19 protein-coding genes are annotated in these 23,731 nt (G+C 73.3%); 6 read left to right on the top strand and 13 right to left on the bottom strand.

Features of this window, described 5'->3' with window-relative positions; genetic code table 11:
* Nucleotides 1-85: 85 nt before the first annotated feature.
* From ABZ621_RS03965 to rsmH, 10 genes are read right to left on the bottom strand one after another with little or no spacing between them, the layout of a single operon-like run.
* Nucleotides 86-889, bottom strand: a complete 804-nt coding sequence (locus ABZ621_RS03965) for an FtsQ-type POTRA domain-containing protein (protein ID WP_360600402.1) — start codon at nt 887-889, stop codon at nt 86-88.
* 24 nt (nt 890-913) lie between these two features.
* Entirely contained in the window at nt 914-2,008 is a 1,095-nt protein-coding gene (murG, locus tag ABZ621_RS03960; RefSeq protein ID WP_169085706.1) for an undecaprenyldiphospho-muramoylpentapeptide beta-N-acetylglucosaminyltransferase, read from the bottom strand.
* Nucleotides 2,009-2,014: 6 nt separating this feature from the next.
* Nucleotides 2,015-3,355: a putative lipid II flippase FtsW gene (gene ftsW, locus ABZ621_RS03955; RefSeq protein WP_360600400.1), complete on the bottom strand. Its 1,341-nt coding sequence runs from the start codon at nt 3,353-3,355 to the stop codon at nt 2,015-2,017.
* A gap of 55 nt (nt 3,356-3,410) precedes the next feature.
* Nucleotides 3,411-4,850, bottom strand: a complete 1,440-nt coding sequence (murD, locus tag ABZ621_RS03950; RefSeq protein WP_360600398.1) for a UDP-N-acetylmuramoyl-L-alanine--D-glutamate ligase — start codon at nt 4,848-4,850, stop codon at nt 3,411-3,413.
* The gene (gene mraY, locus ABZ621_RS03945) at nt 4,832-5,902 is read right to left on the bottom strand and encodes a phospho-N-acetylmuramoyl-pentapeptide-transferase (protein WP_360600396.1); all 1,071 of its coding nucleotides are present in this window, start codon (nt 5,900-5,902) and stop codon (nt 4,832-4,834) included. Before mraY ends, murD begins: the two co-directional genes overlap by 19 nt.
* Nucleotides 5,899-7,323, bottom strand: coding sequence for a UDP-N-acetylmuramoyl-tripeptide--D-alanyl-D-alanine ligase (murF, locus tag ABZ621_RS03940; protein WP_360600394.1), 1,425 nt, complete (start codon nt 7,321-7,323; stop codon nt 5,899-5,901). The genes mraY and murF overlap by 4 nt, the downstream gene beginning before the upstream one ends.
* Before the next feature lie 4 nt (nt 7,324-7,327).
* A complete protein-coding gene (locus ABZ621_RS03935; protein ID WP_360600392.1) occupies nt 7,328-8,998 on the bottom strand; it encodes a UDP-N-acetylmuramoyl-L-alanyl-D-glutamate--2,6-diaminopimelate ligase in 1,671 nt (556 codons plus the stop codon).
* An 18-nt stretch (nt 8,999-9,016) separates the two neighbouring features.
* Nucleotides 9,017-11,020, bottom strand: coding sequence for a penicillin-binding protein 2 (locus ABZ621_RS03930; RefSeq protein ID WP_360600390.1), 2,004 nt, complete (start codon nt 11,018-11,020; stop codon nt 9,017-9,019).
* 7 nt (nt 11,021-11,027) lie between these two features.
* Nucleotides 11,028-11,582 carry a septum formation initiator gene (locus ABZ621_RS03925; protein WP_360600388.1) on the bottom strand — a complete coding sequence of 185 codons (555 nt, stop codon included), beginning with the start codon at nt 11,580-11,582 and terminating at the stop codon, nt 11,028-11,030.
* Nucleotides 11,579-12,535, bottom strand: coding sequence for a 16S rRNA (cytosine(1402)-N(4))-methyltransferase RsmH (rsmH, locus tag ABZ621_RS03920; RefSeq protein WP_360600386.1), 957 nt, complete (start codon nt 12,533-12,535; stop codon nt 11,579-11,581). The genes ABZ621_RS03925 and rsmH overlap by 4 nt, the downstream gene beginning before the upstream one ends.
* A gap of 317 nt (nt 12,536-12,852) precedes the next feature.
* Between rsmH and ABZ621_RS03915 the strand changes: the two genes are divergently transcribed.
* From ABZ621_RS03915 to ABZ621_RS03900, 4 genes are all read left to right on the top strand, one after another.
* Nucleotides 12,853-13,428, top strand: coding sequence for a carbonic anhydrase (locus ABZ621_RS03915; RefSeq protein WP_360600384.1), 576 nt, complete (start codon nt 12,853-12,855; stop codon nt 13,426-13,428).
* A 146-nt stretch (nt 13,429-13,574) separates the two neighbouring features.
* Nucleotides 13,575-14,591: a MoxR family ATPase gene (locus ABZ621_RS03910; RefSeq protein WP_360600382.1), complete on the top strand. Its 1,017-nt coding sequence runs from the start codon at nt 13,575-13,577 to the stop codon at nt 14,589-14,591.
* Entirely contained in the window at nt 14,591-15,973 is a 1,383-nt protein-coding gene (locus ABZ621_RS03905) for a DUF58 domain-containing protein (RefSeq protein WP_360600380.1), read from the top strand. The genes ABZ621_RS03910 and ABZ621_RS03905 overlap by 1 nt, the downstream gene beginning before the upstream one ends.
* Nucleotides 15,970-18,321: a DUF3488 and transglutaminase-like domain-containing protein gene (locus ABZ621_RS03900; protein WP_360600378.1), complete on the top strand. Its 2,352-nt coding sequence runs from the start codon at nt 15,970-15,972 to the stop codon at nt 18,319-18,321. The genes ABZ621_RS03905 and ABZ621_RS03900 overlap by 4 nt, the downstream gene beginning before the upstream one ends.
* Before the next feature lie 224 nt (nt 18,322-18,545).
* Here the strand turns inward: ABZ621_RS03900 and ABZ621_RS03895 are convergent, their stop codons facing one another.
* The 3 genes from ABZ621_RS03895 to ABZ621_RS03885 all read right to left on the bottom strand — a co-directional run bounded on the left by ABZ621_RS03895 (nt 18,546) and on the right by ABZ621_RS03885 (nt 20,552).
* Nucleotides 18,546-18,950 carry a DUF3040 domain-containing protein gene (locus ABZ621_RS03895; protein WP_360600376.1) on the bottom strand — a complete coding sequence of 135 codons (405 nt, stop codon included), beginning with the start codon at nt 18,948-18,950 and terminating at the stop codon, nt 18,546-18,548.
* A 273-nt stretch (nt 18,951-19,223) separates the two neighbouring features.
* On the bottom strand, nt 19,224-20,012 hold the full coding sequence (locus ABZ621_RS03890; RefSeq protein ID WP_360600374.1) for a methyltransferase: 789 nt from the start codon (nt 20,010-20,012) through the stop codon (nt 19,224-19,226).
* A gap of 66 nt (nt 20,013-20,078) precedes the next feature.
* Nucleotides 20,079-20,552, bottom strand: coding sequence for an SAV_6107 family HEPN domain-containing protein (locus tag ABZ621_RS03885; RefSeq protein WP_169085679.1), 474 nt, complete (start codon nt 20,550-20,552; stop codon nt 20,079-20,081).
* A gap of 163 nt (nt 20,553-20,715) precedes the next feature.
* Here ABZ621_RS03885 and ABZ621_RS03880 point away from each other — a divergent pair, with 163 nt between their 5' ends.
* Both ABZ621_RS03880 and ABZ621_RS03875 read left to right on the top strand, forming a co-directional pair.
* Nucleotides 20,716-21,594 carry an ATP-binding cassette domain-containing protein gene (locus ABZ621_RS03880; RefSeq protein ID WP_360600372.1) on the top strand — a complete coding sequence of 293 codons (879 nt, stop codon included), beginning with the start codon at nt 20,716-20,718 and terminating at the stop codon, nt 21,592-21,594.
* Nucleotides 21,566-23,710: a YhgE/Pip domain-containing protein gene (locus ABZ621_RS03875; protein ID WP_360600370.1), complete on the top strand. Its 2,145-nt coding sequence runs from the start codon at nt 21,566-21,568 to the stop codon at nt 23,708-23,710. Before ABZ621_RS03880 ends, ABZ621_RS03875 begins: the two co-directional genes overlap by 29 nt.
* The last annotated feature ends 21 nt before the right edge of the window (nt 23,711-23,731 follow it).

The raw sequence follows: 23,731 nt of genomic DNA, 5'->3' as shown, positions 1-23,731 counted from the left end.
ACGCCGAACCTCCCGTTTTTCTTTTCACCCTATGTGATCACCCGTAGCGCTGGCCAACCAGGGTGCTGGCCAGCGCGGATGCGCGTCAACTTCCCGACGAGGCGGGCGCGCTGGGGGCACTTACGTCGAAGTGCCCCGCTTTGGGGGTCGCCTTCATGAGAGCGGTCAGCACCCGGGCCTTGGCGGGCCCGTGTTCGGCGCTGCCCCAGAAGACGGTGCGATCGCGGGTGAGTTCCAGAGTGACGGAGTCGTACGAGGAGAGGCGTACGACACGAGTGTCCTTCGCGATCGCGTCCGGGAGTTCACTCCGTACGCGCACCGCCTCGGCGAGGAGCCGGTCCGCGTCGAACCGCCGCAGGCTGGGCGAAGCCGCCGCGTCGAGGACCAGCCGGGGGACGCCGCGGGGCGGGGTGGTGACGGTCGCGAACGGAACGGCGTCGCCGTCCACTTCGGTGAAGGATCCGCGTTTTTCCAGAAGGAGTACGGGTTTCCGTTCGGTCACTTCGATCCCGATTCCGTGCGGCCAGGACCGGATCACGTCGACCGAGGCGATGCGCGGGAGTTCCTCCCGGAGCCGGGCCGCGATGGCTTCGGTGTCGACGGTGACCAGGGGGGCGCCGACCGGGACGGCGGCGACGGCCTCGACCTGGGCCGGGGTGAGCACCGCCGTGCCCGAAGTCTTCACACCTTCCACACGGAACCAGGTGGAGCCGTAGAGCGCCCAGACCGTGCCGCCGGCGAGCAGCAGCAGGCCGACGGCGGTCAGGGCGAGCTTCAGTCCGGTCGGACGGAAGCGGCCGCCCGTGCCTTCCGGCCGGGGCTGCCGGTCCGACGATCCCTTGGGCTTCTCGGTGCCGCTCTTCTCCGCGGTCGTCGGTCCGGCTGCCACGCGCGCCTCTTCCCTGGTCCCCCGCTACGCCTGTCGGCGGGCGGCGATCGCCTCGTACACCATGCCGACGAGCAGGTCGTCGGCGTCCCGGCGGCCGAACTCGGAGGCGGCGCGGGACATCTCGTACAGCCGGTGCGGATCGGCCAGTACGGGCAGGACGTTGGCCTGCACCCACTGCGGCGACAGCTCCGCGTCGTCGACGAGGAGTCCGCCGCCGGCCTTGACCACCGGCTGCGCGTTGAGCCGCTGTTCGCCGTTGCCGATGGGCAGCGGGACGTAGGCGGCGGGCAGTCCGACGGCGGAGAGCTCGGCGACGGTCATGGCGCCGGCGCGGCAGAGCATCATGTCGGCGGCGGCGTACGCGAGATCCATCCGGTCCACGTACGGTACCGGCACGTACGGCGGCATTCCGGGCATGTTGTCGACGCGCGGCACCTCGTTCTTCGGGCCGACCGCGTGCAGGATCTGGATGCCGGAGCGCTGGAGCACCGGGGCGATCTGCTGGATGACCTCGTTGAGCCGGCGCGCGCCCTGGGAGCCGCCGGAGACGAGCAGCGTCGGCAGGTTGGGGTCGAGGCCGAAGGCGGCGCGCGCCTCGGGCCGGACCCGCGCCCGGTCGAGGGTGGCGATGGTGTGCCGCAGCGGGATCCCGATGTAACGGGCGTTGCGGAGCTTGGAGTCCGGGGTGGCGACGCCGACCCCGGCGGCGTACCGGGAGCCGATCTTGTTGGCGAGGCCGGGCCGGGCGTTGGCCTCGTGGACCACGATCGGCACGCCGAGGCGCTTGGCGGCGAGGTAGCCGGGCAGCGCCACGTAACCGCCGAAGCCGACCACACAGTCCGCCTTGGTCCGCTCCAGGACCTGCTCGGCGGCCTTGATCGTGCCGCGCAGGCGCCCCGGGACGGTGATCAGCTCGGGGGTGGGCTTGCGGGGCAGCGGTACGGCGGGGATGAGCGCCAGCTCGTAGCCCCGCTCGGGCACGAGCCGGGTCTCCAGGCCCTTCTCCGTGCCCAGCGCCGTGATGCCCACGCTCGGGTCCTGCCTGCGCAGGGCGTCCGCGAGGGCGAGCGCCGGCTCGATGTGACCGGCGGTCCCCCCGCCGGCGAGTACGACATGCACCGAAATTCACCGCTCTCCGGACGGGCGCTTCTTGACGCGCCGTCGCATCGACTTCCATCTCACCCCGGCCCGCTTGCCCCAGCCGGGGCGGCGCATGGCCAGGGCCGCTTTCGCGGCGGGTTCCTGTCGCGCGAAGGCGATCAGGAGCCCGACGGCGAACATGGTCGGCAGCAGGGCCGACCCCCCGTACGAGAACAGCGGGAGCGGGACGCCGGCGATCGGCAGCAGACCGAGCACCGCACCGATGTTGACCACGGCCTGGGCCGTGATCCAGGTGGTCACGCCTCCCGCGGCGAATCGAACGAAGGGGTCCTCCGTGCGTCCGGCCACGCGGATACCCGCATAGCCTAGGGCCGCGAACAGGGCGACGACCGACAGCGTCCCCGCGAGGCCCAGTTCCTCACCGGTGACCGCGAAGATGAAGTCGGTGTGCGCTTCGGGCAGTTGGCCCCATTTTTCCACACTCGCACCGAGCCCGGAACCGAACCATCCGCCCGACGCCAGAGCATAGATACCGTGCGCGGCCTGGAGGCACGGGGCCCCCTCGCCCCCCGGATCGGTGGCGCCGATGCACTGGAAGCGGTCCATCCGGTGGGGGCTGGTCCTGATGAGCAGCGCGCCGAGGGCACCGGCCACCACGAGCACCCCGACGAAGAGGCGGGTGGGGGCGCCGGCCGTCCACAGCAGGCCGAAGAGGATCGCGGTGAGGATGATCGCGGTGCCCATGTCGCCGCCGAGCATGATCAGCCCGAGCAGCATGAAGGCGCCGGGGACCAGCGGCACGAGGATGTGCTTCCACTGGGTCAGGAGCTTCATGTCCTGTTTGCGGGCGAGCAGGTCGGCGCCCCACAGGATCAGACCGAGCTTGCCGAACTCGCTGGGCTGGAGCATGAACGGGCCGCCCAGCGAGATCCAGTTCTGGTTGCCGCCGACGGAATGCCCTATCCCGGGGATCTGCACGAGCACCATGAGGAAGATCGCGCCGACCAGGATCGGGTAGGCCAGCGCCCGGTGCAGCTTCACCGGCATCCGGGAGGCGACGAGCAGCAGTCCGGTGCCGAGCAGGGCCGCGAAGAACTGCTTGCGGAAGAAGTAGGACGGCACCAGCTCGTAGCGGAGCGCCGTGATCATCGAGGCCGAGTAGACCATCACCAGGCCGAGCGTGGTGATGAGCAGCCCCGCTCCGATGATCACGTAATACGCCGTGAGCGGCCGGTCCCAGGCCCGCTGTGCCCGCGTGTAGAGCCCGCGTACGCCTCCGCCGCGCGCCCCCCGCGGGGTCGCTGGGGCCCGCCCTCCGCCCGGTCGGGCGGAGGGCCGGCGCGTCCCGGCGATCTTGCTCGGCATGGTTCGCTGCCCCCTCCGGTCAGGCCCGGTAGGCCGGACCCTCGCAGTGGTCGGGTCAGGCGTCCCCGGTGGCGGCGAGGGCGCGGACCGCGTCCGCGAACGCCTCGCCCCGCTTGTTGTAGTTGGTGAACATGTCCATCGAGGCGCAGGCCGGGGCCAGGAGGACGGTGTCCCCCGGGCGGGCGAGCCGGGCCGCCTCGCGGACCGCCTCGGACATCGCCCCAGTGTCGGTCCGGTCGAGGTCCACCACCGGGACCTCCGGGGCGTGTCGCGCCAGGGCTTCGCGGATCAGCGCGCGGTCCGCGCCGATCAGCACGGCCCCGCGCAGCCGCTTCGCCGAGCGCTGCACGAGCTCGTCGAAGGTGGCGCCCTTGGCGAGGCCTCCGGCGATCCAGACGATCGGGTCGTAGGCGGCCAACGAGGCTTCGGCGGCGTGGGTGTTGGTGGCCTTGGAGTCGTCGACGTACGTCACGCCCTCGATCTCCTCGACCAGTTCGATCCGGTGCGGGTCGGGCCGGAAGGCCCGCAGTCCGTCCCGTACGGCCTTGGCGTCGACGCCGAAGGCGCGCGCGAGGGCGGCCGCGGCGAGCGCGTTGGCGATGTTGTGCGGGGCCGGCGGCTGCACGTCGGCGACCTCGGCCAGCTCCTGGGCGTTCTTCTGCCGGTTCTCGACGAAGGCCCGGTCGACGAGGATGCCCTCGACGACGCCGAGCTGGGAGGGGCCGGGGGTGCCGAGGGTGAAGCCGATCGCCCGGCAGCCCTCCTCGACGTCGGCCTCGCGCACCAGGTCCTCGGTGACCGGGTCGGCCACGTTGTACACGCAGGCGACCTGGTTGCCCTCGTAGATACGGCCCTTGTCGGCGGCGTACGCCTCCATCGAGCCGTGCCAGTCGAGGTGGTCGGGCGCCAGGTTGAGCACGGCGGCCGAATGGGCGCGCACGGAGGGCGCCCAGTGCAGCTGGTAGCTGGAGAGCTCGACGGCGAGCACGTCGTACTCCTCGTCGCCGAGGACGGCGTCGAGGAGCGAGACGCCGATGTTGCCGACGGCGGCGGTCCGCAGCCCGGCCGCCTCCAGGATGGAGGCGAGCATCCGGGTCGTGGTGGTCTTGCCGTTGGTGCCGGTGATCGCCAGCCAGGGGGCCGCGTCCGGGCCGCGCAGTCGCCAGGCCAGCTCGACGTCGCCCCAGATCTCCACGCCCGCCTCGGCGGCGGCCGCGAAGAGCGGCTTGTCCGGCTGCCAGCCGGGGGTGGTGACGACCAGTTCGGAGCCGGCCGGCAGGGTCGCACCGTCGCCGAGGCGGACGGTGATCCCCTCCGCCTCCAGCGCGGCGGCCTGTGTCCGGGAGCGCTCGTCGTCCCCGTCGTTGACGACGGTCACCACGGCGCCCCGGGCGGCCAGGGCCCGGGCGGCCGGGATGCCGGACACCCCGAGACCCGCGACCGTGACGTGCTTGCCCTGCCAGTCCAGCTCTTCGCTCACTTGTCGGCTGCCCATCCCGCGTAGAAGAGGCCCAGGCCCACGATGACGCACATGCCCTGGATGATCCAGAACCGGACGACGACCAGGACCTCGGACCACCCCTTGAGTTCGAAGTGGTGCTGGAGGGGGGCCATCCGGAAGACGCGCTTGCCGGTCATCTTGAACGAGCCGACCTGGATGACCACGGAGAGGGTGATCAGCACGAACAGGCCGCCGAGCAGCGCGAGCAGCAGCTCCGTACGGGAGCAGATGGCGAGACCGGCCAGCGCGCCGCCGAGCGCGAGGGAGCCGGTGTCGCCCATGAAGATCTTGGCGGGCGAGGTGTTCCACCACAGGAAGCCGAAGCAGGCGCCCATGAGGGCGGAGGCCACGACCGCGAGGTCCAGCGGGTCGCGGACCTCGAAGCAGGCGTTCGGGTTGGTCAGGGTCAGCGCGTTGGCGCAGGACTCCTGGAACTGCCAGAGCCCGATGAAGGTGTAGGCGCCGAAGACCATCACGGAGGCGCCGGTGGCGAGGCCGTCCAGACCGTCCGTCAGGTTCACGCCGTTGGACATGGCCAGGATCATGAAGAGCGCCCAGACCACGAAGAGCACCGGGCCGATGGACCAGCCGAAGTCCGTGATGAAGGAGAGCTTCTCGGAGGCGGGGGTGAGCCCGCGCGCGTCCGCGAACTGCAGCGAGAGCACGGCGAAGGCGATGCCGACGATCAGCTGGCCGGCCATCTTCGCCTTGGCCCGCAGGCCCAGCGAACGCTGCTTGACGATCTTGATGTAGTCGTCGAGGAAGCCGACCAGGCCCATACCGGCCATCAGGAACAGCACCAGGACGCCGGAGTACGTCGGGTCCTCGCCGGTGATGACCTTGGCCAGGGCGTACGCGATGAGCGTGGCCAGGATGAAGGAGATGCCGCCCATGGTGGGCGTGCCCTTCTTCCCGGCGTGGCCGCGGGGGCCGTCGTCGCGGATGAACTGCCCGTATCCCTTGCGGGCGAGCAGCTTGATGAGCAGCGGGGTGCCGATCAGGGTCAGGAAGAGGCCGATGGCCCCCGCGAAGAGGATCTGCCTCATCGGCCGGATACCTCGCCCTCAGCGTCGAGCAGCGCGAGCGCGACCTGCTCGAGACCGACCGACCGGGAGGCCTTCACCAGGACCACGTCCCCCGGGCGCAGTTCCCTGCGCAACAGGTCGACAGCCGCCTGCGCGTCGGACACGTGCACCGACTCCTCACCCCACGAACCCTCGTTATAGGCGCCCAGTTGCAGCCAGGACGCTTCCCTGTCCCCGACCGCGACGAGCTTGCTGACGTTGAGCCGGACGGCGAGCCGTCCGACCGCGTCGTGCTCGGCGAGCGACGCGTCACCGAGCTCGGCCATCCTGCCGAGCACCGCCCACGTACGGGCCCCACGGGCCTGTCCGGCCCTGCCCATGGCCGCGAGCGCGCGCAGGGCGGCTCGCATGGACTCGGGGTTCGCGTTGTAGGCGTCGTTGACGATCGTCACGCCGTCCGGACGCTCGGTGACCTCCATGCGCCAGCGCGAAAGGGAGCCGGCTTCGGAGAGCGCGGTGGCGATCTCCTCGGCAGGCATGCCCAGCTCGTGCGCGACGGCGGCCGCTGCGAGCGCGTTCGACACGTGGTGCTCACCGTACAGGCGCAAGGTCACGTCGCTGCACCCGGTGGGTGTGTGGAGCGTGAAAGAAGGCCGTCCGGTCCCTGTGAGACGGACGTTCTCGGCACGTACGGCCGCTTCGTCCGCTTCGCCGAAGAGGATCACGCGGGCCTTGGTGCGGCTCGCCATCGCGCGGACGAGGGGGTCGTCGGCGTTGAGGACCGCCACTCCGCCGTCCTCGGCGGACGGCAGGGACTCGACGAGCTCGCCCTTGGCCTCGGCGATCTGCTCGCGTCCGCCGAACTCGCCGATGTGGGCGGTGCCCACGTTGAGGACGAGCCCGATCCGGGGCGGGGTGAGCCCGGTCAGGTAGCGGATGTGGCCGATGCCGCGGGCGCCCATCTCCAGGACGAGGTGCCGGGTCTCCCCGGTGGCCTTCAGCGCGGTGAGCGGCAGGCCGATCTCGTTGTTGAGGGAGCCGGGCGTCCAGACGGTGGGCGCGTGGCGGTCGAGGACCTGGGCGATCAGGTCCTTGGTGGAGGTCTTCCCGGCGGAGCCGGTGAGGGCGACGACATCGGTGCCGAGCCGCTCGACGACCGCGCGGGCGAGGGCGCCGAGGGCGCCCTGCACGTCGTCCACGACGATCGCGGGGACGCCGACGGGGCGGGCGGCGAGCACCGCCGCCGCGCCCGCCGCGACGGCGCGCTCCGCGTAGTCGTGGCCGTCGACGCGCTCGCCGGCGAAGGCGGCGAAGAGGCTGCCGGGCTTCACCTCACGGGAGTCGATGACGACGGGCCCGGTGATCCGGGCGCCCGGATCCGGTATGTCGTGCGCCTGCCCGCCGACGATTTCGGCGATCTCGGCGAGGGAGAGGGCGATCACTGCTTCATCCCTGACTGTTCTGGTGACGGTGTTCGTTCGCTGCTTCGATCGCGGCGCGGAGGACCTGGCGGTCGTCGAAGGGACGGACCCGCCCGGCGATCTCCTGGCCCTGCTCGTGGCCCTTGCCGGCGACCAGGACGGTGTCGCCCGGCCGGGCGCGGGCGACGGCGGCGGCGATGGCGGCGGCCCGGTCGGGTTCGACCAGGACGGCGCCGCGCTCCGCGGCGGGCACCTCGGCGGCGCCCGCGAGCATCGCGGTGAGGATCGCGAGCGGGTCCTCGGAGCGGGGGTTGTCGGAGGTCAGTACGGCGGTGTCGGCGAGCCGCGCGGTGGCGGCGCCCATCGGGCCGCGCTTGGTGGTGTCCCGGTCGCCGCCGCAGCCGATGACCACGTGCAGCCGGCCCTCGGTGACCTCGCGGAGCGAGCGCAGCACCGATTCGACGGCGTCGGTCTTGTGCGCGTAGTCGACGACGGCGAGGTACGGCTGGCCGGCGTCGACGCGCTCCAGGCGGCCGGGGACGCCGGGGACGGCGGCGACGCCGTCGGCGGCGGTCCGCGGGTCGAGCCCGGCGGTCGCGAGGGTCGCGATGGCGGCGAGGGTGTTGGCGACGTTGAAGGGGCCGGGCAGCGGGGCGGTGGCGGGGATCCGCTCGCCCTCGGGGCCGACGGCCGTGAAGGTGGAGTCGGCGGCGCCCAGGACGACGTCCTCGGCGCGCCAGTCGGCGTCGGCGCGGCCTTCGGCGGAGAAGGTGACGACCGGGACGGTCGCCTCCTTCGCGAGCCGGCGGCCGTACTCGTCGTCGGCGTTCACGACGCCGAGCCGGCTGCGCTCCGGGGTGAAGAGGGTCGCCTTGGCCCGGAAGTAGTCCTCCATGTCGGAGTGGAACTCCATGTGCTCCGGGCTGAGGTTGTTGAAGACGGCGACGTCGAAGACGCAGCCGTCGACCCGGCCGAGCACGAGGGCGTGGCTGGAGACCTCCATGGCGACGGCCTCGACGCCCCGCTCGCGCATGACGGCGAAGAGGGCCTGGAGGTCGGTGGCCTCGGGGGTGGTGCGCTCCGACTTGATGCGCTCGTCGCCGATCCGCATCTCGACGGTGCCGACGAGTCCGGTGTGCTTCCCGGCGCCGCGCAGCCCGCCCTCGACGAGGTAGGCGGTGGTGGTCTTGCCGGAGGTGCCGGTGATGCCGATGCGGAGGAGGCCCTCGCCGGGGCGGCCGTAGATCTCGGCGGCGAGTTCGCCCATCCGGCCGCGCGGGTTGTCGACGACGAGGACGGGCAGGCCGGTGGCGGCGGCGCGGTCGGCTCCGGTCGGGTCGGTGAGGACCGCGGCGGCGCCGAGGCCGGCGGCCTGGGCGACGAAGTCGGCGCCGTGCGCGCGGGCGCCGGGCAGGGCCGCGTACACGTCCCCGGGGCGCACCGCCCGGGAGTCGTGGGTGATGCCCGAGACCGGGACGCCCTGTGCGGCGTCGGGGAGCTCGGTGCCCAGCCGTGCCGCGAGCTCGCCCAGGGGTGTCGGGCGGGCCCGCTCCGGGCGGGGCGGGGCGGTTCGGGACTGATCAGCGTGTGGCACGGCGGTGAGCGTACCGGGCGCACCCTGCGGGGGACCAAACGAGCCGCGGGCGTCGCCGGAGTTCGATTTCCGGTTCCCGGAATGGGGGGTGATCGTCGTCACTGGTGGTGCTCCCGGGGGTCACGGGGTGGGTTCGAAGGTGACCGGCAGACGCGGGGGCGCGCTGCCGGTGGGGGCCACGTGGAGGGTCTTGAGCGCGAACTCCATGACCTTCTTGTAGATGGGGCCGCAGATCTGGCCGCCGAAGTAGCTGCCCTTGGTGGGGTTCTGGATGGCGCAGTAGACGGTGACCCGGGGCTGGTCGGCGGGGGCGAAGCCGGCGAAGGAGGCGGTGTAGCCCTTGTAGCGGCCGAGTTCGGGGTCGACGCGGTTGGCCGTGCCGGTCTTTCCGGCGACGCGGTAGCCGGGGATGGCGGCCTTGGTGCCGGTGCCCTCGCGGTCGTCGACGACGGATTCCAGCATCCGGGCGAGGGTCTTGGCGGTCTGCTCGCTGACCACGCGGTTCTCGGCGGGCTTCCCGGCGGGGGCGAAGCGCCCGTCGGGGCCCTTGGTACCGCGGACCAGGGTGGGTTCGATCCGTACGCCTCCGTTGGCGATCGTCGAGTAGACGGAGGCGGCCTGGAGGGCGTTGACGGAGAGGCCCTGACCGAAGGGGATCGTGTACTGCTGCGAGGTGGACCAGTCCTCGGGCTTGGCGAGGATGCCGGCGGTCTCGCCGGGGAAGCCGAGGCCGGTGGGGCTGCCGATGCCGAAGCGGCGGAGGTAGCCGTCGAGGATCCGGTTGGACTCGGCCTGGTCCTTGCCGAGCTGGCCGGTGGCGAGGATGGTGCCGATGTTGCTGGACTTGGCGAGGACGCCGTTGAGCGTCAGGTACCAGGTCGGGTGGTCGATGTCGTCCTTGAAGAGCCGGTCGCCGCGGTGGAGCCGGTTGGGGACGGTGACGTGGGTGTCGGCGGCGGCCTTGCCCTCCTCCAGGACGGCGGCCATGGACATGACCTTGCTGGTGGAGCCGGGCTCGTAGGCGTCCTGGAGGGCCGCGTTGCCCATGGCGGCGGCGTTGGCGGCGGAGAGGTCGTTGGGGTCGAAGCCGGGGGCGTTGGCCATGGCGAGGACCTCGCCGGTGCGGGTGTCCTGGACGATGACGTAACCGCGGTCGGCCTTCGACTTGCGGACCTGCTCGCTGATGGCCTGCTGGGCGGCCCACTGGATGTCCCGGTCGATGGTGAGCTCGACGTCGGAGCCGGGGACGGCGGGGGTGCCCTGGGAGCCGGCGGTGGGGACCTGCCGGCCGCCGGAGGCGGTGAAGCGGATCTTCCCGTCCTTGCCCGCGAGTTCGGGGTCGAGCAGGGATTCGACGCCGCCGGCGCCGCGGCCCTCGGCGTTGACGAAGCCCAGTATCCCGGCGCCGAGGTCCCCGTTGGGGTAGACGCGCTTGGTGCTGGGCTCGCTGAGGACGCCGCCGAGCAGGTTGACGCCGGTGCCGCCGGGGGCCTGGGCCTTCTGCGCGTAGACCTTCTTGAGGTCCTTGATCTGGTTCCAGACCTGCGGGGTCTGCTTGCGGGCGAGCAGGGTGTAGCGGGACTTGGGGGTCCGGAGCTTCTTGGCCAGCTCGGCCGGTTCCTTGCCGAGGATCGGGGCGAGGAGCGCGGCGGCCTGTTCGGGCGCGTCGCGGACCTTGGACTCCTCGGGGGTGAAGAGCTTCGGGTCGGCGGTGATGTCGTAGGCGTCGACGCTGGTGGCGAGGGCGATGCCGTTGCGGTCGGTGATCTCGCCGCGCTCGGCGGAGAGCGTGTACTCCTGGTAGCGGTACTTGTCGGCCTTGGCCGCGTACGCGCTGGCGTCGACGGCCTGGACCTGGAGCAGCCGCACCACGAAGACCAGCATGACGAGGGTGAGGCCCAGGGAGATCAGGCGCAGCCGGGGCCGGGGGCTGCCGAGCTTGATGGTGCGGGGCTTGCGGGCCGGCGGGCGGGGCGGTGCCGGGCGGCGCGCGGCGGGGCGGGCGGCGGGCCGGGGGGTACGGCCGCCGTTCCGGGCGCCGGATCCCGCGGAGGCGGGCCGGGGGCGGGCCGCCGGGCGGGCGGGGCCGGGGACGCGGCGACGCGGGGGCTCCTGGGAGGGCACTGCTCGGTCACCTGCCGGAGGTCGTGGGAGTGGGCGCGGTGGTCTTCGGCGCCGTGGCCGTGGAGCGGGGGGCGGTGCTCGTGCCGGGGGCGGGGCTCTGCCCCGTACCGGGCGGGGCCGGGTCGCCGGTGCGGTCCGGGACGCGGGCCGACGTGCGGGAGGGCTTCGACGAGGGCTTGGGGGACGGCTTCGGGGAGGCGGCGACGGTGGGCTCGCCGAGGACCTTGCCGTCGGGGCCGAGGAAGGCGGGGCTGCCGCCGGGGACCATGCCGAGCTCGCGGGCGCGGCGCTCCAGGGCGTCGGGGGCGGCGTCGGCGTCGACGTCGCGCTGGAGCGCCTGCTCCTCGTCGGTGAGCTCGGTGGTGCGGTCCTTGAGCTCGCGCAGCTTGAAGGAGCCCTGGTTGAGGGCGGAGTTGAGCAGCAGCAGGGTGATGAGGCCGCCGCCGAGGAGGAGGACGACGAGCAGGACGAAGGGGGTGCGGGCGGCCGTGCTCGGCCCGGACGGCATCAGCCGTCCGAGGCGCGCGGCCCGGCCTTTGAGCGGCCCCCTGGCCGCGCTCACAGCACGTCCTCCCGGATGCGCTCGACGCCCCGGAGGCGGGCGGGGGCGGCCCGGCGGTTCTCGGCCACCTCCTCCTCGGTGGGGAGTTCGGCGCCGCGGGTGAGGAGCTTGAGGCGGGGCTGGTACTGCTCGGGGACGACCGGGAGGCCGGGCGGGGCGGTGGTGGCCGCGCCCGCCGCGAAGACCTGCTTGACCAGCCGGTCCTCCAGGGAGTGGTACGAGAGGACGGCGACCCGGCCGCCGACGGCGAGGGCCTTCACGGCGGCCGGGATGGCCCGCTCCAGGACGCTGAGCTCGCCGTTGACCTCGATGCGCAGGGCCTGGAAGGTGCGCTTGGCGGGGTTGCCGCCGGTGCGCTTGGCGGCCTGCGGGAGGGCGTCGCGGATGAGCTCGACGAGCCGGGCGCTGTTGCTGAAGGGTTCCTTCTCGCGCTCGCGGACGACGGCGGAGACGATCCGCTTGGCCTGCTTCTCCTCGCCGTAGGCGCGCAGGATGCGGACGAGCTCGCCGGCCGGGTAGGTGTTGAGGACCTCGGCGGCGCTCATGCCGGTCGTCTGGTCCATGCGCATGTCGAGCGGGGCGTCCTGCGCGTAGGCGAAACCGCGGTCGGCCTCGTCCAGCTGCATGGAGGAGACGCCGAGGTCGAAGAGGACGCCGTCGACCTTGTCGATGCCGAGCCGGTCGAGGACCTCGGGCAGTTCGTCGTAGACCGCGTGGACGAGGGTGGCGCGGTCCCCGTAGGGGGCGAGCCGCTCGCCGGAGAGGCGCAGGGCCTCCTTGTCGCGGTCCAGGGCGACGAGGCGGGCCTCGGGGAAGGCGCGCAGCAGGGCCTCGCTGTGTCCGCCGAGGCCCAGGGTGCAGTCGACCACGACCGCTCCCGGGCTCTGGAGGGCAGGGGCCAACATGTCCAGGCACCGCTGGAGCATCACCGGGACGTGTCGGTCGTTGCTCAACGCACCCTCTCAGAACGGGCACGGCGAGCGGGATGGAGGCCGAGCCGTGGGTGCCGCCGCGCACACGGGGGAGAAACCGCTTCAAATCGCTCGATTGTCTCCAGGAACTCCGCGTCACTCTAGTCCACGGAGGGGGCCGGTCAATCAACCGGCTGGCGCGCCGCGCGGCGCCGGACGCGGTGGCGGACATTCCGGACGGTTCACTCGATCGGCGCACGCGACGGTCGCTGTGGGTTAGCTCACACGCGGGTTCATTGGCGCTCTTTGTCCTCTTCTCACAGCGGGCCCGCGCGGGTGGTGCCCACTACGGTCGAGCCATGACGACCTCCGCACACCCCTCCCCCGGCGCCGGTGACTCGGTCACCGAGCGGCTCGTCGAGGCGAACGCGCGGTACGCCGCCGACTTCACCGACCCGGGCATGGACGCGCGGCCGGTGCTCCGCGTCGCCGTCGTGGCCTGCATGGACGCCCGGCTCGACCTGCACGCCGCACTCGGTCTCGAACTCGGCGACTGCCACACCATCCGCAACGCGGGCGGGGTCGTCACCGACGACGTGATCCGCTCCCTCACCATCAGCCAGCGCGCCCTCGGCACCCGCGCCGTGATGCTGGTGCACCACACCGGCTGCGGCCTGGAGTCGCTCACCGAGGACTTCCGGCACGAGCTGGAGGACGAGGTGGGCCAGCGGCCGGCCTGGGCGGTCGAGGCCTTCCGCGACGTGGACCAGGACGTGCGGCAGTCGATGCAGCGGGTGCGGACCTCGCCGTTCCTGCCGCACACGGACGACGTCCGGGGCTTCGTCTTCGACGTGACGACGGGCTTGCTGCGCGAGATCCACCCTGTGGAGAATGGTTCCGGCACCGGCCCGAGCACATCTTCCGCCGCCGCGTAAGACGACAAACCCCGGCATTCCGCCCACGGTTGTCCACAGGCGAGTGACACGGCCCGGCCATCCCCATGAGAATGCCCGGGTGACACCCCCCGTCCATCCCGGCGGGGGCAGGTGTCCGTGTTCCTGCAAGGCCGAGGAGGGCCGGGGTGACGACCTATGACGACCGAGCGAGCCTCACAGACTTGACCACCACCGCGGAGCGGGTCCGCGGGTCGGTGGAGAGCGTGATCGAGGGCAAGCCCGAGGTCGTACGTCTCGCGCTGACGGTGCTGCTCGCCGAGGGGCACCTCCTCATCGAGGACGTACCCGGCGTCGGCAAGACCATGCTCGCCAAGACGCTCGCGCGGTCCATCGACTGTTCGGTGCGCCGCATCCAGTTCACGCCCGACCTGCTGCCGTCGGACGTCACCGGCGTGTCGATCTTCGACCAGCAGCGCCGGGAGTTCGAGTTCAAGCCGGGCGCGATCTTCGCCCAGATCGTCATCGGCGACGAGATCAACCGCGCCTCGCCCAAGACGCAGTCCGCGCTCCTGGAGTCCATGGAGGAACGCCAGGTCACCATCGACGGGCACACCTACGAACTGCCCAGCCCGTTCATGGTCGTGGCCACCCAGAACCCGGTCGAGATGGAGGGCACCTATCCGCTGCCCGAGGCCCAGCGCGACCGCTTCATGGCCCGGGTCTCCATCGGGTACCCGAGCGCCGAGGCCGAGTTCCAGATGCTCGACGTGCACGGCGCGGTCAACCCGCTGGACGACCTCCAGCCGGTCGCCCACGCCCACGAGATCCTCAAGCTGATCGAGGCGGTCCGCACGGTGCACGTCGCCGACGCCGTGCGGCGGTACGCCGTCGACGTCGTCGCCGCCACCCGCAACCACCCCGACCTGCGGCTCGGCGCCTCCCCGCGCGCCACGCTCCACCTGCTGCGGGCCGCCAGGGCCTCCGCCGCCCTCGCCGGCCGCGAGTACGTGCTGCCCGACGACCTCCAGGCGCTCGCCGTGCCGGTCCTCGCGCACCGGCTGCTGCCCACGGCGCAGGCCCAGCTCAACCGGCGCAACGCCGAGCAGGTCGTCCTCGACATCCTCCAGCGGACCCCCGTCCCGTCCGCGGCCCCGCCCGCCGGCCCGCTCTACGGCCGGCAGCCCGGGGGCCGGCAGCTGTGATGGCGACCCCCGCCGCACCCCAGGGGCAGCGGGCCGACGACCACTCGGGCCCCCGGGCCGAGGACGGCCGGGGCGGCCTGCGGGCCGCCCTCGGCGGGCTCACCACCCGCGGCCGGTCCTTCCTGGCCGCCGGGGCGGCCGCCGCCGTCTGCGCCTACGTGCTCGGCCAGGCCGACCTGCTCCGGGTCGGCCTGCTGCTCGCCAGCCTGCCGCTGATCTGCGCCTTCGTCCTGCACCGCACCCGCTACCGGGTCGCCACCTCGCGCCGGCTCACCCCGCAGCGGGTGGAGGCGGGCACCGAGGCCCGGGTCCAGCTCCGCATGGAGAACATCTCCAAGCTCCCCACCGGGCTGCTGATGCTCCAGGACCACGTGCCGTACATGCTCGGCCCCCGCCCCCGCTTCGTCCTCGACCGGGTCGAGGCCGGCGGCCGCCGCGAGGTCTCCTACCGGGTCCGCTCCGACCTGCGCGGCCGCTTCCCGCTCGGCCCGCTCCAGCTCCGGCTGAGCGACCCCTTCGGGATGTGCGAGCTGACCCGCTCCTTCCACGCGTACGACACCCTGACCGTCGTCCCGCGCACCACCCCGCTGCCCGCCGTCCGGCTGGGCGGCGAGGCCTCCGGGTACGGAGAGGGCCGGCAGCGCACGCTCGCCCTCGCCGGCGACGACGACGTCATCCCGCGCGCGTACCGGATCGGCGACGACCTGCGCCGGGTCCACTGGCGCTCCACCGCCCGGTACGGCGAGCTGATGGTCCGCCGCGAGGAACAGCCCCAGCGCTCCCACTGCACGGTCCTCCTCGACACCCGCCGGGCCGGCTACCAGGGCTCGGGCCCCGACTCCGCCTTCGAGTGGGCCGTCTCCGGCGCCGCCTCCGTCCTCACCCACATGCTGGAGCGGGGCTACGCGGTCCGGCTGCTCACCGACACCGGCACCGCCGTCCCCGGCGAGGGCTCCGACGGCGGGTACGCCGGCACCACCACCGGCGACTCCGCGGAGACGGCCGGGCTCCTGATGGACACCCTCGCGATCGTCGACCACTCCGACGGCGCCGGGCTCTCCCGCGCCTCCGACGTGCTGCGTACCGGCGGCGACGGGCTGCTCGTCGCCTTCCTCGGCGACCTCGACGAGGAGCAGGCCGCGCTGGCCGGACGGATGCGGGCCCGCGCCGGCGCGGCCGTCGCCTTCGTCCTGGACTCCGGCTCCTGGCTCACCGCCGGCGCCGTGACCGGGGCCGTCGAGGCCCGGATCCGGCAGCTGCGCGAGGCCGGCTGGACCGTGGTCTCCGTGCCGCCGGGGGGCCGGATGGCCGACCTCTGGCAGGAGGCCGCCGGGGCGCTGCGGGACACCGCCGCCGCAGACAGCTACGGAGGATGGGCATGAGCGGGCTCACCCGCCTGACACTGGCCGCCTGGGCGGCCTCCCTGATGGCCGCCGGCGCGCTGCTGCCGCTGGTCAAGCCGGCCACCTGGATCTTCACCGCCGCCTTCCTGCTCGCCCTGCAGAGCGGCACCGGCATGCTGTGCCGGCGGGTGCCGCTGGCACGGCCGCTGACGGTCGGCGCCCAGCTCCTCGTCGGCGTGCTCGCGCTGACCGTGGTCTTCGCCCGCGAGCAGGCGCTCCTCGGCTTCCTGCCGGGGCCGCTCGCGGTCCAGCACGTGGCCGAGCTGTTCCGGCTCGGCGCCGAGGACGTCGGCACCTACGCGATCCCCGCCCCGGACACCGAGGGCATCCGGCTGATGCTGGTCGCCGGGGTGCTGGCGATCGGGCTGCTCGTGGACGTCCTGGCGGTCACCTTCCGCCGCGCCGCCCCGGCGGGTCTGCCGCTGCTCGCGCTGTACTCGGTGGCCGCCGGGCTCTCCGGGGGCGGCGCGGGCCGGCTCTGGTTCGTGCTCGCCGCCGCCGGCTACCTCCTGCTGCTCCTCGCCGAGGGCCGTGACCGGCTCTCGGCCTGGGGCCGGGTCTTCGGCGGCGCCCAGCGCAGCGGCCGGTCCGGCTCGCTCGTGGGCACCGGGACGTCCTTCGCCCCGGTGCGCACCGGCCGCCGGATCGGCGCCGTCGCCATGGGCACCGCCCTGGTCGTGCCGCTCGTCCTGCCGGGCTTCTCCGGCGGGCTCCTGGGCACCGGCGGCGGAGGGGCCGCGGGCGGGGGCGGCGGGGGCGGCGGCACCATCGCCGCGGTGAACCCGCTGGTCTCGCTCCAGGACAACCTGCGGCAGCCGGAGGACTTCGAGGTCCTGCGCTACCGCACCAACGCCCTGGACAACAGCGATCTCTATCTGCGGCTCGTCGCCCTCGACCAGTTCGACGGCACCTCGTGGAAGTCCTCGGTCCGCCCGATCGAGGCCGTGCCGAAGTCGCTGCCGTGGCCGGACGGCCTCGCGCAGTCCGTCCGCACCGCCGAGGTGACCAGCAACTTCGTCGCCTCGGAGGGGTACGACCAGAAGTGGCTGCCGATGCCGTTCCCGGCCGCCCGGGTCGACATCGAGGGACGCTGGCGGTTCGAGCCGGCCGGCCGGATGCTCGTCGGCGACGACAAGCAGACCACCAAGGGCGTCCGCTACCAGGTGACCAGCCTCGACGTGCAGCCCACGGCCGAGCAGCTCGCCGCGGCGGGCCCGGCTCCGGACGCGCTGCTCCGCGAGTACACCAAGGTGCCGGGCAGCCTGCCCGCCGACGTGAAGTCGACGGCCCTGGAGGTCACCAAGGACGCGGCCAACGACTACGAACGGGCGGTCCGGCTCCAGGACTGGTTCTCGGAGGACGGCGGTTTCCGGTACGACGTCGACGTGACGTCCGGGACGGGCACGGAGGCGATCTCCCGCTTCCTGAAGGACAAGAAGGGATTCTGTATCCACTTCTCCTTCTCGATGGCGGCGATGGCCCGCACGCTGGGCATCCCGGCGCGCGTCGCGGTCGGCTTCATGCCCGGCACCAGCCAGTCCGACGGTTCGGTCTCGGTCGGCATCCGGGACGCCCACGCCTGGCCCGAGCTGTACTTCGAGGGCGCCGGCTGGACCCGCTTCGAGCCGACGCCGTCCCGCGGCTTCACCCCCGCGTACACCCGGCAGACCTCTCCCACCACCGGCCCGACCGGTCCGGCGCAGCCCTCGGACGCGGCCTCGGCCCAGCCCTCGGCGGCACCGAGCGCCTCGGAGAGCTGCCCGCCGGAGATGCGGCGCCTCGGTGAGTGCGGTCAGCCCGCGACGGCGGCGGACGACGCGTCCTCCGGCGGCGGCACGGACTTCCTGAAGGTCGCCGCCTGGACCCTGGCGGGCCTGCTCGTCCTCGCCCTCCCGCTCACCCCGCTCCTCTGGCGGACCCGGGTACGGGCCCGCCGGCTCGGCCCCTCGGGGGGACCGCTGACGGTGTGGCGGGAGATCGGCGACACGGCCTGGGACTACGGGCTCGAACCGGACGACGCGCAGACGCCGCGGCGGACGGCGGAGCGGATCGTCCGGGCGGGTGAGCTGACGGGTGCGGCGGCGGAGTCGGTCCACCGCGTGGCCGGGGCGGTCGAGGAGGCCCTCTACGCCCCGTCTCCCCGCCCGGTGGCGGGCCTGGCCGAGGACGCGGCCCGCGTCCGCACCGCCTTCCACGCGAACGCCACCCGCGGGGTACGCCTCCGAGCCCTGCTGGCCCCCCGCTCGGCCGCCCGCCTCCACTGGTCCGCCTCCACGAAGTGGACCGCCCTCAAAACCCGAACCCCGGGCCTCCGCGGCACCCTGTGACGACCTGACGGCGCCCCTTGCCGGGCCAAGGCCCTACGCGCCTGAACCCGCACCCCGATGTACGGCTTCGTACGGGTGCGGGTTCAGGCGCGTGTGCGGAGGCACCCGCGAACGGCGGAACAGCGTGGGCACCGCCCCGGTGGGTGGAAAACACTGCGCCCCGCCGAGGCTCGGGGCCGGCGGGGCGAGGGTTCGGGGGTGCGGGGTCTCCGCTCAGGGCCGCGTCAGTGGCCGCCGCCCTGCTGCTCGTCGCGGCGGCGCTGCCACCGCGCCTCGATCCGGTCCATCATCGAGCGTCGCGCCTGGACCTGCCGGCCCCGACCCGTCTGCTGCGCCTGCTCACCCGGCTTCGGCGCCTTGCGCCATCCGGTGACCGCCAGAACCGCGCAGCCCAGCATGACGAGGAATCCCACCACGCTGATCCAGATCAGGCCGTCCTCGTAGAAGACCAGTCCGGCCATGAGGAGCGCGATACCCACCAGGAAGCCGACGACTGCCTGATACACCCGTCGCCGGGTGTACGTGCGCAGCCCGCTTCCCTCGAGCGCTGTCGCGAACTTGGGGTCTTCGGCGTACAGCGCTCGCTCCATCTGCTCGAGCATTCGCTGCTCGTGCTCCGAGAGCGGCACGGAGTCCTCCTAGTCGTCGGTCGCGGGGGCGACCGGTTGCGGCCCTTTCAGGATAGGCAGGGAATCGCCCCCGTGAAACCCGCCCTCAATGCCGATCAGCCCATCCGGGCCGCCACGCGGTTCGGTTGGTGAGGCGTTGATTCCCCAGCCGCCCGCCCGTCATGCCGGATGGTTTCCCTCGATCATACGGCGCGAAGCCGCATATGGGGCGGCCTGTCGCAGAGCGGGGCCCACACCTCCGAACGGGTGGCGGGGCCCCTGGGTTCCACCCGATCAGGCGGGCTTCTCGGCGAGCACGTGGAGCTGGGTGGCGACGGCGTGGAAGGCGGCCAGTTCGGCCGCCGCGGCCTCCAGCTTCAGCAGCGCCTCGGCGGCACCGGGCTCGGTGTCGACGAGGACGCCGGGGACCAGGTCCGCGAAGATCCGTACGCCGTGGACGGCGCTCACGGAGAGCCCGGCCTCCTCGGCGAGGCCGGTCAGCTGCTCGGCGGTGAACCGCCGGGGCACGGGGTCGCCCGCGCCCCAGCGCCCGTCGGGGTCGCCGAGCGCGGTCCGGGCCTCGGTGAAGTGCCCGGCGAGGGCGCGGGCCAGGACCGCGCCGCCGAGCCCGGCGCCGAGGACGCTGAGCGCCCCGCCGGGACGGAGCGCGGCCACCGTGTTCCGTACGCCCTCGGCCGGGTCGTCCACGTACTCCAGGACGCCGTGGCAGAGCACCGCGTCGTAGGCGTCGCGCTCGACCACGTCGAAGAGCCCGCGGACGTCGCCCTGGACGCCGGTCACCAGCTCGGCGACCCCGGCCTCGGCGGCGCGGCGCTCCAGCGCGAAGAGCGCGTTGGGGCTGGGGTCGACGACGGTGACGCGGTGGCCCAGGCGGGCCACCGGCACCGCGAAGTTGCCGGAGCCGCCGCCGGTGTCCAGGACGTCCAGGACGGCCCGCCCGGTGCCGGCGACCCGGCGGTCGAGGGCGTCCTTGAGGACGTCCCAGACGACGGCGGTGCGCAGGGAGGCGCGCGACGGGCGCGACGACGCCTCACGGCCGAAGACAGCGGAAGGGTCCGGCACGGCTCTTGACTCCTCGGTGACGGGGTCGGACCTCCCCACCCTATGGCCTCGGCGATGCCGCGCGGATCAACCGGCGGCGCCGTCCGCCGGGGGCTGCCGGGGCAGCACCGGCTGGAGCACGAGCAGCCGCTCGACCAGGCGCAGGAAGTGGGCGGCGTCCCTGACGAGGTCGTCGGCCTCGCGCGCGCTCGCGGCGGCGGCGACGCCCGCCTCGGCGAGGGCGCGGCGCGGCGCGCCCGCGGCGAAGAGGGCGCTCCATTCGGTGAGCTCGGGGGCGAGCTGCGGCAACAGCTCCCAGGCGCTCCTTATGGCCTGGCGCCGGCGGGTGCGGGGCACGGGGCGGGCGCGGGCGGCGAGGACGGCGGCCGCGGCGCGCAGGGCGGCGAGGTGCGCGGTGGCGTACCTCTCGTGGGGGCGGTCGAGGGCCGCGGCCTCGTCGATCCCGGCGCGGGCCTTGGCGAGCAGGTCGAGGGCGGCGGGCGGGGCTCCGGTCCTGCGGGACACGGGGTGGACGTCGGCTGCTGCGAAAGGACTGGCCATGACGAGCCTCCTGTCGTCGGGTGACGGCCTTGTCGCCGTCTGTGTCCATCGTGAAGGCACCCACTGACAATCACCCTGACCTGGGGTTTTGCCAGCAGAGCAACTCACGGGTAACTTTTGGACTGACCAGTCAGTTCAAAAGTGGGAAGCGGGGGGTGGATCCATGGGATCCGACGACCTGACCACACGACCGTCTCCGGAGGGGGCCGGCCTCGTCGTCGAGGGGCTCGGGCTCAAGGGCCCCCGTGGCTGGGCCTTCCGGGACGTGTCCTTCCGCGCCGGGGCCGGGTCCCTGGTGGCGCTCGAAGGCCCGTCCGGCACCGGCCGCACCTGTCTGCTGCTCGCGCTCACCGGCCGGATGAAGACCAAGGAGGGCACCGCCGAGATCGGCGGGCTGCCGCTGCCGCGCCGGATGGCCGCCGTACGCCGGATCGCCGCGCTCGGACAGGTCCCCGGCGTGAGCGAGCTCGACCCGTCCCTGACCGTGGCCGAGCACCTGCGCGAGCGGGCGCTGCTCCAGCACCGGTTCGACGGCTCGGTCCGCGCCCTCCTGCGCCGCCCGGGCACCCGGGCCGCCGAGACCCGGGCCCGGATCGACGAGGCCGTCGCGGCCGCCGGGCTCGACCTCGCCGCCCTGCCGAAGGGCGACCGGACCTCCGTACGGGACCTGGAGCGCCTGGAGGCGCTGCGGCTGTCCATCGCGCTGGCCCTGATCGGCCGGCCCCGGCTGCTCGGCGTGGACGACACGGACCTGAAGCTGTCGGACGCCGACCGGGCCGAGGCCTGGGCGCTGCTGCGCGCGGTCGCCGACGCCGGCACCACCGTCCTCGCCGTCTGCAGCGAGGCCCCGGCCGGCGCCCTGCGGATCACCACGGTCGAGGCGCCCGCGGTAGCGGACCCGGACGCGGAGAGCGCGGCCGGGGACGGCGCCGAGGACACCGCCGGGAAGACCGCCGAGGACGGCGCCGACGACACCGCCGAAGACGACGACACCATCGAGGAGGGGGCGGACGATGCGCTCGCCGAAACTGGCCGCGCTTGAGCTGAGGCGCTTCGGCAGGGGGAAGCTGCCGCGCGCCGCGCTCGTCGCGGTCCTGCTGCTGCCGCTGCTGTACGGCGCCCTGTACCTGTACTCGTTCTGGGACCCGTACAGCAGGCTCGACCGGCTGCCCGTCGCCCTGGTCAACGAGGACCGCGGCGCCACCGCCGACGGCAAGCGGATCACCGCGGGCGAGGACATCACCGAGGGGCTGCTCGACAGCAGGACCTTCGAGTGGCACCAGGTGAGCGACGCCGAGGCGCGCGAGGGCGTCGAGGACGGCCGGTACTACCTGTCCCTGACCGTGCCCGGCGACTTCAGCGAGCGGATCGCGTCGAGCTCCGGGGACTCCCCCGAGACCGGCGCCCTGAAGGTCCGGACGAACGACTCCAACAACTACATCGTCGGCCAGATCTCGCGGACGGTCTTCTCCGAGGTGCGCACCGCCGCCTCCACCAAGTCCTCGCGGACCTTCCTCGACAAGATCTTCATCTCCTTCTCCGACATCCACGAGGCCACGGCCGAGGCCGCCAAGGGCGCCGCCGACCTGAAGAAGGGCGTGGACAAGGCCAAGAAGGGATCCAAGGACCTCACCGACGGCCTGACCGACGCCAAGACCGGCAGCAGCGACCTCGCCGCCGGCCTGAAGAAACTGGACAAGGGATCCAAGGACGTCCAGACCGGTACGCGGAAGGTCGCGGACGGCACCCAGGCGCTCGCCGACAAGGTGAACGGCACCGCCGACAAGGTCCGCCCGTACCTCGCGAACAACGGCACCTCCATCCGCGACACCGCCAAGCTGGTCTCCGACTCGGCCACCGCGGCCCGCAACGACCTGGAGGACCTGGTCCGCCGCGCCCCGCTGCTGCGCACCGCCGCCCACAAGGCCGACGACACGCTGTCCCGGCTGCACCGCGAGTCCTGCGCGAAGCCCGGCACCACCCCGCCGATCGAGCTGCCGGAGGGCGTGACCCTGCCCGAGGGCTTCGCCCTCCCCGACAACAAGGAGTTCTGCGCCGCCCTGAAGGAGGCGTCGACCAACGCCGGGGACGTCGCAACCGTCGCGGACGACGTGCACCGGCTGGCCAAGGGCAGCGACGGCGACCTGAAGACGCTCGACGAGCGGCTGAAGAAGCTGAAGAAGCAGGCGGACGAGCTGGCCGCCCGCGCCCCGCACCTGGACGAGGACGTCGCGGGCGCCATCCGCAAGATCAACGAGCTCAACAAGGGCGCGAAAAAGGTCGCCGACGGCGCCGCGCAGCTGCACACCGGCGTCACCGGCGCCCGCGCGGGCTCGGTCAGCCTGGACACCGGCGTCGGCAAACTCAAGAAGGGCGCCGGCGACCTCGACGGCGGCCTGTTCAAGCTCGCCGACGGCTCCGGCTCGCTCGCCACCGGCCTCAAGGACGGCGTCGACCAGATCCCGGACTACGACAAGGAGGAGCGCGACCGGCGCACGGAGGTCATGGCCGACCCGGTGCAGCTGGCCGCCCAGTCGCTCCACAAGGCGCCTAACTACGGCACGGGCTTCGCCCCGTACTTCATCCCGCTCTCCCTCTGGGTCGGCGCGATGGTCGCGTACATGATCATCCAGCCGATGAACCGGCGGGCCCTCGCCGCGGGCGCCTCCGCCTGGCGCATCGCGCTGGCCGGCTGGTTCCCGGTGGCGGCGATCGGTGTCCTCCAGGTCGGCGCGCTGCTCTCCGTCCTGCACTGGGGCCTCGGCCTGGAGATGGCCAGGGCAGCCGGCACGGTCGGCTTCCTCGCCCTGGTGACCTGCTGCTTCGCCGCGATCATCCAGTGGCTCAACGCCCGCTTCGGCGCGGCCGGAAGGATCCTGGTCCTGGCCCTCCTCATGGTCCAGCTGACCTCGGCGGGCGGCACCTACCCGGTGCAGACCAGCCCGGGCTTCTTCAACGCCGTCCACCCCTTCCTGCCGATGACCCACGTGGTCGAGGCGCTGCGCCGGCTCATCTCCGGCGGCGGCCTCGCCCCGGTCTGGGAGGCGGTCGCCGTCCTCGCCGCCTTCACCCTGGGCGCGCTCGCCCTGACCGCGGTCACCGCGCGCCGCAAGCAGGTGTGGACACTGGACCGGCTCCACCCCGAGCTGTCGCTGTGACCGGCCCGGCCTCTGTGAGAA

Origin of the sequence: Streptomyces sp. NPDC007863 (genome assembly GCF_040633895.1) — a bacterium.
Taxonomy (GTDB): domain Bacteria; phylum Actinomycetota; class Actinomycetes; order Streptomycetales; family Streptomycetaceae; genus Streptomyces.
Note: the sequence above shows the minus strand (reverse complement) of the source record. Positions and strands in the feature narration are given on the sequence as shown.